The organism is Paraburkholderia dioscoreae, assembly GCF_902459535.1.
Lineage (GTDB): Bacteria > Pseudomonadota > Gammaproteobacteria > Burkholderiales > Burkholderiaceae > Paraburkholderia > Paraburkholderia dioscoreae.
Genome location: NZ_LR699553.1, coordinates 2261347 through 2275115, shown reverse-complemented (window position 1 = coordinate 2275115; position 13769 = coordinate 2261347). Strand labels below are relative to the sequence as shown.

The following is a 13769-nucleotide window of genomic DNA, read 5'->3' as shown; positions in this document are numbered from 1 at the left end:
GCGCCACGCGCGCATCCAGCACTATGGCCCGCCGCCGACGAACCACCGGAAGTAGGGATTGTCCGGTCGAGCCTGCAATGCATCGCCAATGTCGCGAGACCACGCATCACGCTCGCCGCGGTATGCATCGAGGCCTGCGGCATAGAAGCTTTGCAACGCACCGCGCTCCGCGTTCAAGGCCGCGCGGAACATTCCGTCCGCGTGCCGCAACGGTGGTTCGCTGCGAAGCGCGAGCAGGTGCATGAGCGTGTCCGGAAAACCGTCTTGCCGCACCCACGCCGCGTATTCGATACGCGGCCGATCATCGGTTACGGGCGCAGCTTCCGCGGTGTAGTAGGCGAGGCCTGCGCGATCGGTGATCCAGGTCGCAAGCAATGCTGCCGGCGACGCCACGCCGACTTCGCGCAGTGCCGCCGCCACCTGCGGCTGCGCAAAGCGCGACTCGATACGCGGCACATCCAGTTCGATTGGCTGCATCGAACCAATCAGCATCATTTCGTGCAACTCGGTGGTCCACAGCGCAGCATACGGAAACACCTGGATGAAACTCTGGATCAGCGAGCGCGTGTCGTCTTCGTTCTGGGTCGGCAGCGGCAGCCATTGCGCGACAATGCCGCTCGTGCCCAGACGCGAGGCCGCCAGCCGGTAGAAATCCGACGAGTAAAGATTGACCACTCCGGCTGCCGAGGGAGGCGGCGGTTCGAGCGTGATCAGGTCGTAGCGTTCGCTGCTGCGCAGTAGTTCGCGCCGTCCGTCGCGCAGGCGGATGTCGACGCGCGGGTCGGTGCTGATGCCGTAGTTGCCCTTGAACTGCGGCGCGGCGTGCACAACTGCCGGCAACAACTCGGCGACCGCGCGTTTGTCGAGGCCGGGCCACGTGAGCAGCGCGCCACCCGTGATGCCCGTGCCGAGTCCGATGACAAGCGCACTGCGTGGCGTGTCGCGGTGAATCAGCAGCGGCAGGAGCGCCTGCAGACGCATATAGCGCAACGAGGTCATTGCGTCGCCGGAGTTGGAGACTCCCTGAATGTAGAGCCGCCGGAACTGTTTCTGGCCCGCGCCCTGCGTAACGACAGCCACAGTGCCGCCCGCGCTTTCCTCGTAGGAGAGTAGGGTGCCGCCGCGCGCTGCGGCGAGCAGGGTGGCGAGACGGTCCGATGGCGTCAGCAGTACGGCACCCAGAGTCGCCACAGCAAGCACCGGCACACTCCAGCGAATGCCGCGCCGTACGCCGCAACCGCGCCACACAGCGACGGCGCCCACTGCGCCGGCAAGGACTGCGAGCACCGCGAGCGCATGAACCAGCCCGAGTGCCGGCACGAGCAGGAAGCCGGCGATCAGCGTGCCGGCAATACCGCCTGCGGTATTGAGCGCTACCACGGTGCCGACATCGCGGCCGGTGTGCCGGGCATCCACGCTCACGCGCAGCGCGAAAGGGAACGCGGCGCCCAGCAACAACGTGGGTACGAAGACAATGCACGCGGCCGCGACCGCAAAACCCGCGCACATGGCGGCGAGCAGGCTGCCGGTGGCGGAGAGCGTTGCCTCGCGCGCCAGGCTTTGCCATTGGAGCAGCCAGCCGCCCAACGCGGCGACTTCCAGCAGCGCGACGAGTCCGGCGGTCACGATCAGCAGCGCGAACACACCCCACGGGTCGCGCGTGCGATCGACATGGCGCGAGCCGAGTGCGCTGCCGAGCGTGAGCCCGAGCAGGTACGTGGCAAGTACGATCGCGAAAGCGAAGCTGCGGGTGCTGATGAACTGGACGATCAGTTGCGACCACACGACCTCGTAACCCAGCGCGATGCCGCCGGCAAGCGCATAGAGTGCGACGGCGAGGCGTGCGCCGGGCGCGGCCTGGTCCGCGGCTGCTTCGGCGGAAGAGGTCGTTTCGGGCGGAGATACATCGACAGGCTCGCGTGCACAATTGAATCGGCGAATGAGCAATGCGATCAGTGCGGCAAACGCGTTCAACCCGGCAGCAACGAACGCGCTGCCTTGCACGCCAAGCAACGGAATCAGCATGAAGGCGGCGGCGAGCGTACCGCCGATCGCGCCACCCGTATTGGCCGCATACAGGTGTGCGCCAGCGCGGCCCAGCCGTGTCGCGCCAAGGCGCAGCGCACGCATCAGCACCGGCAGCGTGCCGCCCATCAACACGGCAGGCAGGCCGACCAGCGCGAACGGCAACGTCCATGCAAACGGCCCGGTGCGATCCTGCAGCCATGCGAACGGCGCGGCCGCGTGCGCCAACGCGACGGTGCCGGCCACCGCCAGCACCGTCGCGCCGCCTTCCAGTACGGCGTAAAGTAACAACGGCCGTGAGACGCGGTCGGCCAGCCTGCCTAGCAGCCAGCCGCCCAGCGCGAGACCCGCGAAAAAAGCGCTCACGCCGGTCGTGACCGCCTGGACGTCGACACCGACGACGAGTGCCAATTGTTTGATCCACAGCACCTGGTAAATCAGCGATGCCGCGCCCGATGCAAACAGCAGGAGCATCGGCCAGGCAACGGATAAAGCCGGCGACGCGGGAATGTCGCCCGGTTCAGCCGGTCTGCGTTCACGCGGATCGGCGTGACGTTGCGCGCGTTCGTGTGCGCGACGCGCTCGGCGTGAGCTTTTGGCGCGGTGAGCCAACGTTTGGGGCATTGGATGAAGTGTGCGCGGATGAAGTAAGTCGGGACGAAGCGAATGGACTTTGAGTTCGAAGCGCGCAAGCGCTGCATCTGCCGGTCGAAGCCGGCAAGTGCAGCACTCGAACGTCTTACTCTAGTCCGCGTTTTCTGAACGACTCGTCGATCTTCTTGTCGACTTGCCGGCGCACCTGGTCGACGCTGAAACTCGCAGGACGTTGGCTCGGCGGGTATTGAACGAACGTCTGAAGGAATTCCGTGGCTTTCATCGTCGAGATGGCAACGAGATAAGCGTTCTTCACCAACCAGTCGTTGTACTGATCGGACGTCACGTCAGCTCTTTCGTATGGGTCCATTCGCAGGTTGAACACCTTCGGAAAACGCAGACATACGAATGGATCCTGCCAGATTTCCAGATTGCCCTTGGCGCGCTGCTCGCAGAACACGGTCTTCCATGCGTTTCCATCTTTATCCCAGCGCATTGCCACCAGTTCGCCGTCGTCGTTGAAGTAGAAGAACTCGGTACGCGGATCCTGAGTCGTCTGCCCCGTGAGGAACGGCAACTGGTTGTACCCGTCAAGATGATTCCTGAAGCTTGTGCCCCCGGCCTTGGGCGCCCACCCTTTCAGCAAGCGGTCCTTCACGCCGCCGTCTCCCGCCGCGGCGAGTAGCGTCGGAAACCAGTCGAGCCCTGAGAACATGCTGTTGGACGTCTCGCCAGCTTTGATATGCCCCGGCCATCGCACCATGGCCGGCACCCGGAACGCGCCTTCCCAGTTAGAGTCCTTCTCGCTGCGGAACGGCGTGGTTGCCGCGTCAGGCCACGAAAACTGGTTCGGCCCATTGTCCGTTGTGTAGATGACGATGGTGTTTCTGGAGATGTTCAGGTCATCCAGCAGCTTGAGCAGTTTGCCGACGTCCTGGTCGTGCTCCCACATGCCATCGGCATATTCGTTGCCGGGCATGCCGCTCTTGCCCCTGAACTCCGGGCGCACGTGGGTGAAGACGTGCATTCGCGTGAAGTTCATCCAGACGAAGAAGGGCGTGCCGTTCTTGACCTGCTTGCGGATGAATTCCTCCGCGTGCGCGCCCGTTTCGTCGTCGATGGTTTCCATGCGTTTGACCGTGAGCGGGCCGGTGTCCTGAACCTTGCCGTCCGACGTGCTATGAATCACGCCGCGCGGCGAGAAGTTTTTCACGTAAGGGTCGTTCTTGTCCTTCGGCCAATAAGGGCGCTCGGGTTCCTCTTCGGCATTCAGGTGATACAGGTTGCCGTAGAACTCGTCGAAGCCGTGATTGGTCGGCAGGTACTCGTTCTTGTCGCCGAGGTGGTTCTTGCCGAACTGACCGGTTGCATAGCCGAGCGGCTTGAGTGCCTGAGCGATTGTCATGTCTCCCTTTTGCAGACCGACCGGTGCGCCGGGTGCGCCGACTTTGGATAGCCCGGTGCGCAATGGCGATTGACCGGTGATGAAGGAAGATCGACCCGCCGTACAACTGTTCTCGGCGTAATAGTCCGTGAAAATCATGCCTTCATTGGCAATGCGGTCGATATTCGGCGTCTTGTAACCGACCACGCCGCGGGTGTAGGCGCTGATATTCGCCTGGCCGACGTCGTCGCCGAAAATCACAAGGATGTTCGGTTTCGCCGAAGACTTCGCGGCCGGCTGCGGCGCGCTCGTGGCGGCGGGTTTGGCCGCCGGTTGGGTTTGGGCCGGCGCGTTGATGGATGGAAAAATCACCGCACCGAACGCGGCAAGGGCAAGCGCGCCGGCCCCCAACGCGTAACGCCCTCTTTTTAACAACTTTGTCATTTTGTCGCTCCAATGGAGTTGACTCTTATTCACCCATTACGCAATGTTCAGCGTGACGGGGTCGCCCCTCGTCGGCCGCCGGCAGTCCGCGGCCCGAACTTGCCGCGCGCCGCTTACTGCCGCGGCGCGGGAAAGACTGTTTGCCAATCGTTTTTCATGCTCACCACAGTCCAGCCCTCAGTGACAGCTTCGTCCCACGCCTTGTCCAGCTTGCCGACTTTCGACGCGCGGTCATAAGCGAATTCACGCACGGCGTCGTCGTGATGCAGCAGCAGCGCGAGGTGCCGCCCAGGACCGGCGGCGGTGTACTGCAACATTTGCAGATCGCCGTCGGAGTTGCCGAACGCGAAAATCGGCTTGTGGCCGATGTTGCGATAAATGCCGACGGGTTTGCCCGCGCCGTCGTCCACGAAATCGAGTTTGGGTTCGCGCACGAGAACGGGTTTGCCGTTGCGCACTTCGTACTGCACCACCTGGCTGGAGCCGACGACCTGCTCGGGAGGAATACCGTATGCCTTCTCGGCCCACACCCGCATGAACTCGATCGTGCCGCCCGAGACGATGAAGGTCTTGAAGCCGTTGGCACGCAGATAGGCCAGCAATTCCAGTTGCGGCTGATAGACGAGGTCTGTATAAAGGCGTCCGAATTTCGGATGTCGCGCGCTGGCCAGCCACGCGCTGATGGTCTTGTCGTAGTCGTCGACGGTCATACCGCTATTGGCCACCGCGACTAACTGCTGCAACGCCTTCTGCTGGTTCGCGAGCGCGCCGTAGTCTTTCGCAATGAGCGCCTTGAAAGCCGGATTGTCTTTCCACTCGGGATGCTGCGGTGCGGCTGCCTTCACCTGATCGAGCATGAAGACAAACTGAAAATACAACGGCTGTTCGCTCCACAGCGTGCCGTCGTTGTCGAACACGGCGATGCGTTCCGCAGGCGGCACGAACGACGACGAACCCTCGCGCGTAACGTCGGCAACGAACGACTCGATAGCCTGTTTCGCGGATGTATCACGCCATGAGGGCAGTGTGGCGGCGGGGTTGCTCGCCGTGGGTTGGGCGGGCGCCACGCAGTTGTGCGGCGCGACGCAGCCGGCGAGACTCAACACGATCCATGCGGCTCGCATCATGAGCAAGGCACGGCTCGACCACACAGGCTGATGGCACAGTTGCATCCAGGCTCCAGTTCAATTAGACAGACGATCAGACGGACGATCGCCATGCGCGCCGGCAGATCACGGGCGCAAAAAATAAGGGTTTGCCAGCAGTACGGTGCGCGCTAACCGCCGGGGGCACCAGGCACGCCGGCGGCTCTCGCCGAAGCCTGGCGCGCGCCGGCTTCTTTCCAGGTGTCTTCGTCCATGACCAGCCGGAAGCCCAGATGCGACATGCTGTTGTAAGGATCGGTGCCGCGTCTCGCACTGGGCCGGTAGCTCAGGCAATAGATTTCGTTGCAGAGGAACGAGCCGCCGCGTGTCACGCGCTTGGGGGCGTTGACGGGCACACCCTGGTCGGCGGGATCCCACGAATCGCTCGGGCCCACCGGGTTGTCGATCGCGCTGGTGCTCACCGCCTCGCGCCTGAACTGATCCGCGCGATACCAGTCGGCAACCCACTGCCAGGCGTTGCCGGTCATATCGGAAAGGCCGTAGCCGTTGGCCGGAAAAGTCCCCGCGGGGCTCGTGCCGAGCGCGCCGCCCGCTTTCGGATTGACGACGGGGAAAGACTGGGGCTGCTGGCCTTGCCACACGTTGGCCATCTGCTTGCCGTCGGGAGAGAACTGATCGCCCCATGCATAAGTGGCCTGTTCGAGGCCGCCACGCGCGGCGAATTCCCATTCGGCTTCGGTCGGCAGACGCTTGCCGGCCCATTTCGCATAAGCTTGTGCGTCTTCGTAGGACACCTGAACCACGGGGTGATCGTCTTTACCGATGATGTTGCTGTCTGGACCGGTTGGATGACGCCAGTCGGCGCCAGGCACGTAGCGCCACCACTGCGAATAGTCGTCTAGCGGGACGGGACGGCTGGTGCCGACGAACACCATCGCACCCGCCACCATCGCACTCTCGGGCGGGCGCGGCGTGCCCGGCGGCAACTGGACTTTCAGGGTGTCCCAGTCGGGTTTCTTCTCGGCCGTGGTGACGTAACCGGTGGCTTCGACGAAACGGCGGAATTCGGCATTGGTAACGTGATGGCGGTCCATCCAGAAGCCATGCACCTTGACCTTGTGCGCGGGGCGTTCGTTCGGTTGCGCCTGTTTGGCGTCGCTGCCCATGAGGAACTGGCCGCCGGGCACCCATGCCATGCCGAGCGGACCATGCGTGCCGTCGCCGAGAACGATTTGCGGATGAGCGGGTGTGTGCGGCGTGAAGGCCCAACTGACCGCGGCGCCGACACAGGCGGGCAGTATGACGAGTAAGGCGCCCCACAACAATAGTTTGCGCGTGCGACCGGCACGCGTTTGGGTTACTGCGGCCGACCCGTTCGAGCGGGACGACTTTGCGGAACCTCGATCTCTTTCACTCTTCATCTTTTTCTCTCGTGCAGTGAACGGCCGGGTAGTACGCAACGGTCAACGCTCTGGACTTTCTATTTCAGCTTCACAACAAGCTTAGCGATACAGAATAAAGACGCACAATCAGTGCGAACAAGCAGTTGGAGATTAGCAATTTTTCGCCGATATTTCCTATCTTTTTTTTAGTACGTACATCAGACACTTTGACGAATGCGCGCTGTTGCATTAACGTGTCTGGCGGCGGGCATTGGCATTCGGGTCGTCCAGTCAGCTACTACATAAATGACTTGAGAGAGGGCACAATGCGCGATATCGTTCTGCAGTTCGAAGCGAGCGTGAATCAGTCGGTCGTAGGGCAGCAGTCCGTGGTCAGGCAGGTGTTGATCGCGTTGCTGGCCGACGGTCATGTGTTGCTGGAGAGTTTGCCGGGGCTCGCCAAGACGCGTACCGTCAAGGCAATCGCCACGCGGCTCGCGGCGACCATGAGCCGCATCCAGTTCACCCCTGATCTGTTGCCCTCGGACATTACGGGGGCGGAGACGCTGCTGCAATCCGGCACGGGGCACACACTTAGTTTTCAACCGGGTCCGATATTCGGCAATCTGATTCTTGCGGACGAGATCAACCGCGCGCCGGCCAAGGTTCAATCCGCATTGCTCGAAGCAATGGAAGAGCGGCAGATTTCAGTCGCGGGGAAAACGCACCGCATGTCCGCGCTATTTCTCGTGATGGCCACTCAGAATCCGATTGAACAGGAAGGCACCTATCCGCTGCCCGAAGCGCAGATGGACCGCTTTCTTCTCAAGGTGCTGATCGGCTATCCGTCGCCTGAAAGCGAAATCGCCATGCTGCGTCTGCTGCGCGAGGAGCGCAACGCGCTCGCCGAGGCGCCGGCCATGTTGTCGCAGGAGGCCATTTTCGCGGTGCGCGAAGAGATCGGTCAGATTGTCGTCGCGCCTGCGATCGACGACTACATCGTGTCGATCGTCAACGCCACGCGGCACGGCGCGCAGCTCGACGCCGAGCTCGGCAAATGGATCGAAGTCGGCGCGAGCCCGCGCGGGGCGATCGGCCTCGACCGCGCGAGCCGCGTACAGGCATGGTTACAGGCGCGCAGTTTCGTCACGCCGGACGACGTGCGCGCCGTCATTCATCCGGTGCTGCGGCATCGGCTGATACTTTCATACGATGCAAACGCGGACAGTATCAGTGCCGACCGCGTGATCGACCGTCTGATCGAAAAGGTCGCGGTGCCGGCCTGACAGCAGGTGTGTTCTCAACGCGAAGGAGTGGCGTGGCCGTGCAGTCTTCAACCGCGATCGGCAGCGTGTATGTCGACGCCGCGCATCTGGCAAAGCTCGAATTTCAGGCGCGCGGGCTGAGTTTCGTCGCGCCCGCGCCGGTGTCGAGCGTGCTGTCGGGCGCGCATGCGTCGCGTCTGCGCGGGCGCGGTCTGAACTTCGAGGAAATACGCGGCTATCTGCCGGGTGACGACGTGCGTCATATCGACTGGAAGGCATCGTTGCGGCTCGGCAAACCGCAAGTCCGCACCTATACGGAGGAGCGCGACCGGCCGCTGCTGGTTGTCGTCGATCAACGCATGAGCATGTTTTTCGGCTCGCGTCGTGCGTTCAAATCGGTCGTGGCTGCCGAGACCGCCGCGCTTGCCGTGTGGATGGGATTTGCCGCGGGCGACCGCGTCGGCGGTGTGCTGTTCAACGACAGCCAGCTCGTGCGGATCAAACCTTTGCGAAGTCGCGGCCGCATCAGGACACTGTTTGGCGCACTCGCGTCCATGAACGGCGCGCTGCATGCCGAAAGCGAAGCCAGAACCGCTTACGATCAACTCGACGCCGCGCTCGAAGGCGTGCTTCAACTCGCCGGGCATGACTATCTGATTTGCGTGGTCAGCGATTTTGCCGGGGCGGGCGCGCGCACGCGAAAGCTGCTGCGGCAACTCTCGGCGCACAACGACGTCGTCGCGGCAATGATCTTCGATCCATTGTGGCAGCAGGTGCCCGGCCACCGTGCGCTGGTGGTCAGCGAAGGGCGCCTGCAGGTCGAGTTGCGCATCGAACAGGCGCGCGTGCGGCAGCCGTTGTCGAGCCTGTTCAGCGGACGCACCGCTGAAGTGGCCGAATTGCTGCGCACGAGCGGCGTGCCGCTCCTGGCATTGTCTACCGCCGAACCGGCCGTGGATCAGGTCCGTCGTCTGTTTGGCGAACGCGCGCGGCCCACTGCGGGGAGCGGCATATGAGCGGCACGTCATCAGGCACCGCGCTTGTGCCGGCCGGCTCGTCGCCGCAACTGCAGGGATTGCAGGAGCTGCCGCTGCCCACACCGGTATCGTATGCACCCCAAACTATCGGCTGGCTGTTCATCGCAATCGTATTGCTCGGGGCCGTGCTGCTGACGTCATGGGCGGCGTTGCGCCGCTACCGGCGGCAGCGTTACCGGCGCAACGCCTTGCAGGAACTGGCGGGCATCGAGGCCAGTCTGGCCTCCGGCCGGGCAGACCCGCAGCGGCGCGCGGCCATGCTCGCCGCCATACCTTGCCTGCTCAAGCGCACGTCGCTCGAGATCGCGCCGCGTGACCAGGTCGCGGCACTCACTGGCGACGCGTGGCTCGCTTTTCTGCGCCGTACGCGCGGCCGCTTCGACGCGCAAACCGGTCCGCTTCTCACACTGGCAAGCTATGCGCCGCCGCAGGAAGTCGCGCGCCTTTCACCGGACGACGCAGCCGCGCTGATCCGGCATGCGCGCGACTGGATCGAGCATCATCATGTGGAAGTTTGATTTTCCGTGGATGTTCGCGCTGTTGCCGCTGCCCGTGTTCGTGTGGTGGCTGGTGCCGGCCTATCGCACCACGGCCACGGCCGTGCGCGTGCCGTTCTTTCACGAAATGGCACGGGCCGCGGGCGAAAAACCGGCGCCCGGCGGCGTGCGCTTGCGCCGGCATTGGCTGTTGCGTTTGCTGTTGCCGGTGCTGTGGCTCCTGCTCGTGACCGGCGCGGCGAAACCGGTGTTCGTCGAGCCGCCGATCGTGCGCGACGAACCCGCACGCGACCTGATGCTCGCGATCGATCTGTCCGGCTCGATGGCCACGCGCGACTTCGTCGATCCGGCCGGCGAACGCATGGACCGGCTGAGCGCCGTCAAGCGCGTGGTGGCCGACTTCGTGGCGAAGCGCAAGGGCGACCGCATCGGTCTCGTGGTATTCGGCGACGCGGCCTATCCGCAGGCGCCGCTCACGCTCGACCACGACAGCGTGCGGATATTGCTGGATCAGATGCAGATCGGCATGGCGGGCCCGCGTACAGCGATTGGCGACGCGATCGGGCTGACCGTCAAGCTGATGGCGGATTCGCATGCGCAGGAGAAGGTATTGATCCTGCTCACCGACGGCAACGACACCAGCAGTGCCATCCCACCGGAGCGGGCCGCGGAGATCGCGAAGCAACACAAGCTGGTGGTGCACACGATAGGCATTGGCGACCCTGGCACTACGGGTGAAGATCGGGTCGACCTCGAAGCATTGGCGCGCATTGCGAGCATCACCGGCGGCCGCGCGTTTCGCGCGCTGGGTCAGCAAAGAGATCTGGCCGAGGTCTACGCGACGCTGGACAAACTGACGCCCGAGAAAATCAAACGGGAAATCTACCGGCCGCAGCGCGACTATTTCTGGGTGCCCGTCGCCGTGGGCTTGTCCATTCTCGCGCTCTATCATGTGCTGGCGTTACTGATTGCGCTGCTGCGTTCGCCGCGGCGAACGCAGCGCGCGCAAGGCTTGCCGGCCAACGGGGCGCAGCATGGAAATTGATCTGACCGCTTTCCATTTCCTGCGGCCGGCATGGTTGCTGTTGCTGATCCCGGCTCTCGTGCTGCCGTTCGTCTGGCTGCGCCGCAACGACGTGCGCGCGCGCTGGCGCGGTGTGATCGCGCCGGAATTGCTCGAACATCTGATCGTCGGCGATACGAAACGGCGTGTAATCCAGCCGGTTCATACCCTGGCGCTGCTGCTCGGCATCGGTGCGATTGCCGCAGCCGGGCCGACATGGCAGCAGGAGCGCCCGCCGTTCAATCAGGATCAGGCGCCGCTCGTCGTCGTACTCGAACTCGCTCATTCGATGGACGCCACCGACATCGCGCCAACCCGCCTCGAACGCGCAAAGCAGAAAGTGCTCGATCTGGCGAGAGCGCGCAAAGGCGCGCGAACCGGCCTCGTCGTATTCGCGGCGACCGCCCACCTCGTGGTGCCGCCGACCGAAGATCCGGCGATGCTCGAACTCTACGTGCCCGCGCTGTCACCGGCGCTGATGCCGCGCGACGGCAAGAACGCGACGGCCGGTCTTGACGTGGCCGAACAGCTTCTGGCGAACGACCCGGCGGCGGGCACGATTGTCTTCATGAGCGACGGCTTCGATGCCAATGGGGCGGACACCTTCGTGCAGAAAGCGAAATCGCTGCGGCACCAACTGCTCTGGCTCGCGGTCGGCACGGAACACGGCGGTCCGATCCGCGGCCCCGACGGCATGATCCAGATGGACCCGGAAGGCCATCCGCTGATGGGCACGTTCGACGCCGACTCGATTCGCAATGTCGCGCGCGACGCCGGCATTCCGCTCGCGAGCATGCGTGCGGATGACGACGATGTGTCGTGGGTTCAGCATCGCGCGCAGGCTTACCTCGCGCAAGCGGAAGAGAGCAGGATCGAGCCGCGCTGGAAGGAAAGCGGCTACTGGCTCGTCCTGCCGTTGCTGCTGCTCGCGCTGTGGAGTTTCCGGCGCGGCTGGACGGTCAAGTGGCTGCCTGTCGTGCTGATCTCGCTCGCCTTCGGCGCGCTGCCGCACTCTGCGCAAGCGGCGCAGTGGCAGTGGCTCGATCTGTTCGCGACGCATGACCAGCAAGGGCGATGGAATCTCGAACACGGCAACTACAAGGCGGCGGCCGAGCGCTTCGACGATCCCATGTGGAAGGGGCGCGCGCAATATCTGGCGGGAGACTATGCAGCCGCGCTCGAAACCTTCTCGCGCCTCAAAACGGCGCAATCGTATTTCTACATCGGCAATACGCTTGCGCATCTGGACGACTACGCGGGCGCGATCAAGGCGTACGACAACGCGCTCCAACTGCAACCTTCACTCGCGCAGGCCGTGGCCAATCGCGCGTACATGCAGACGCTGCTGGCACGAGACAAGCAGAACGAGGCCGACCCGGAAGAAGACCCGCCTGACCAGGTGCAGGTGGACAAGAAGAAGGGCAGAGGCACGACCGCGGTGATCGAAGCCGCGCCGCGTCCAAGCGAGGATGCGTGGATGCGCAATCTGAACACGTCGCCGGCAGTGTTCCTGCAACAGCGTTTCGAACAGGAATCCATGGCGAAGACGGGCGGCACGCCATGAAGCGATTGTCACGCCGTGTTGCGCTGCTTGCCGCATTGCTCGCATTCTGGCTGGCTTCCCTGTTGGCGACCGGACCCGCGGCGGCCGATCCCGCGCCACGCATCATGGCGCGCGTGCATCTCGAACCGGCCGGCCCGGTCGTGGCGGGAAGCGAGGTCAAACTGGTCGTCGATCTGCTGACTACCACATGGTTCACCGAGGCACCGAACTGGCCTTTGTTCACCATTGCCGATGCGATCGTGAACCTGCCCGACGAGCAGGCGGACAATCTGTCGGAAGACATCGGCGGCACGCGCTGGTTCGGCGTGAGCCGTGCATACCGGATCGCGCCGCAGGCGGGCAAAACCTACGAGATCGCACCGCTGACCATTACGGTGTACCCCGGCGGCATGCAAGGACCGGTGCAGGTCAGAACGCCCGCATTGAAGTTCGTCGCGACGTTGCCGCCCGGTGCGGAAGGCATGACCACGTTCTTTGCCGCGCCCCAACTCACCGTCGAACAGAAAATCGAACCGGCGCCGGGACATCTCGCCGTCGGTGCGCCGCTTACCCGCACGATTACCCAGCGGGCCGCGGGCACCGAGTCAATGCTGATTCCGCCGGCAATACTCGCCGACGTGGCCGGACTCAAACGCTACGCGAAGCCCGCGGCGACGCGCAACATCGTGAAGGATCGCGCGGGACTCGTCGCCGGTGAGCGAACCGACAGCGCGAGCTACGTTGCCGATCGCAGCGGTACGTTCAGTCTGCCGCCGGTGACGATCGAATGGTGGAACACGATGGCGCGGCGCAAGGAGACGGTCGTGCTGCCGGCAGTGCGTTTTTCGGCTGACGCCGTGCGGGACAAGCCGTTGTTCGACATACCGCTGGACGCCATGCGCGAGGGTATGCCGCATCGCGTCGTCGTGATTCATGCGCGCGAAGCCATTGCCGGTTGTCTCGTCGTGCTGGGCGTGATTCTTCTGATTTCCTGGCGCGCGCATGTCGCGTCTTTCGTTCGACGCGGTGAGCGCGCATTGAGCGAGGCGCGAACCCGCTGGCTGGCAAGCGACGCGCTTGCCAGGCGCAAGCTGGCGGTGGCCGCGCGCAAGGGGGAATGGCGGCGCACCATTGCCGCCTTGTATTCGTGGATGGACAGAGGGCGCGACTTCGGCCGTCCGGCGCGATTCGAGAATATCGAGGCCGCTGGGGACCAGGACGCCGCGAGGCTGATCGCCGCGGTCGAGTCGAACTATGCGGGAGGCAATGCGCGGAGTCCGAGCTGGAAAGAGATCAAAGCGGTTTTGCGCAGGAGTGCGGATCGGGCCAGGACGAAGCGCGAAGACGAAACCTTGCCGCGATTATTGAATCCATTCAGGGAACCGGCGGAATGAAAACGCATGGATTACAACTATCGCAAGCGGCATCG

General features: G+C 63.8%; 10 protein-coding genes. 6 read left to right on the top strand and 4 right to left on the bottom strand.

The window, feature by feature from the left end; all coding sequences use genetic code 11:
- Nucleotides 1–21: 21 nt before the first annotated feature.
- The 4 genes from PDMSB3_RS10135 to PDMSB3_RS10120 all read right to left on the bottom strand — a co-directional run bounded on the left by PDMSB3_RS10135 (nucleotide 22) and on the right by PDMSB3_RS10120 (nucleotide 6974).
- Nucleotides 22–2499: a fused MFS/spermidine synthase gene (locus PDMSB3_RS10135; protein ID WP_007181856.1), complete on the bottom strand. Its 2478-nt coding sequence runs from the start codon at nucleotides 2497–2499 to the stop codon at nucleotides 22–24.
- 265 nt (nucleotides 2500–2764) lie between these two features.
- Nucleotides 2765–4447, bottom strand: a complete 1683-nt coding sequence (locus tag PDMSB3_RS10130; protein ID WP_007181857.1) for an arylsulfatase — start codon at nucleotides 4445–4447, stop codon at nucleotides 2765–2767.
- A 113-nt stretch (nucleotides 4448–4560) separates the two neighbouring features.
- Nucleotides 4561–5619, bottom strand: coding sequence for an HAD family hydrolase (locus PDMSB3_RS10125; protein WP_007181858.1), 1059 nt, complete (start codon nucleotides 5617–5619; stop codon nucleotides 4561–4563).
- Nucleotides 5620–5723: 104 nt separating this feature from the next.
- The gene (locus tag PDMSB3_RS10120; protein WP_007181859.1) at nucleotides 5724–6974 is read right to left on the bottom strand and encodes a formylglycine-generating enzyme family protein; all 1251 of its coding nucleotides are present in this window, start codon (nucleotides 6972–6974) and stop codon (nucleotides 5724–5726) included.
- A gap of 287 nt (nucleotides 6975–7261) precedes the next feature.
- Between PDMSB3_RS10120 and PDMSB3_RS10115 the strand changes: the two genes are divergently transcribed.
- From PDMSB3_RS10115 to PDMSB3_RS10090, 6 genes are read left to right on the top strand one after another with little or no spacing between them, the layout of a single operon-like run.
- The gene (locus tag PDMSB3_RS10115) at nucleotides 7262–8221 is read left to right on the top strand and encodes an AAA family ATPase (protein WP_007181860.1); all 960 of its coding nucleotides are present in this window, start codon (nucleotides 7262–7264) and stop codon (nucleotides 8219–8221) included.
- Nucleotides 8222–8259: 38 nt separating this feature from the next.
- Nucleotides 8260–9216 (top strand): DUF58 domain-containing protein, encoded by a 957-nt coding sequence (locus tag PDMSB3_RS10110; RefSeq protein ID WP_007181861.1) that lies wholly within the window; start codon nucleotides 8260–8262, stop codon nucleotides 9214–9216.
- A complete protein-coding gene (locus PDMSB3_RS10105) occupies nucleotides 9213–9755 on the top strand; it encodes a DUF4381 domain-containing protein (RefSeq protein ID WP_007181862.1) in 543 nt (180 codons plus the stop codon). Before PDMSB3_RS10110 ends, PDMSB3_RS10105 begins: the two co-directional genes overlap by 4 nt.
- Nucleotides 9742–10779 carry a vWA domain-containing protein gene (locus PDMSB3_RS10100; RefSeq protein WP_007181863.1) on the top strand — a complete coding sequence of 346 codons (1038 nt, stop codon included), beginning with the start codon at nucleotides 9742–9744 and terminating at the stop codon, nucleotides 10777–10779. Before PDMSB3_RS10105 ends, PDMSB3_RS10100 begins: the two co-directional genes overlap by 14 nt.
- Nucleotides 10769–12361: a vWA domain-containing protein gene (locus tag PDMSB3_RS10095; RefSeq protein ID WP_165186021.1), complete on the top strand. Its 1593-nt coding sequence runs from the start codon at nucleotides 10769–10771 to the stop codon at nucleotides 12359–12361. Before PDMSB3_RS10100 ends, PDMSB3_RS10095 begins: the two co-directional genes overlap by 11 nt.
- The gene (locus PDMSB3_RS10090) at nucleotides 12358–13734 is read left to right on the top strand and encodes a BatD family protein (protein WP_007181865.1); all 1377 of its coding nucleotides are present in this window, start codon (nucleotides 12358–12360) and stop codon (nucleotides 13732–13734) included. The genes PDMSB3_RS10095 and PDMSB3_RS10090 overlap by 4 nt, the downstream gene beginning before the upstream one ends.
- The last annotated feature ends 35 nt before the right edge of the window (nucleotides 13735–13769 follow it).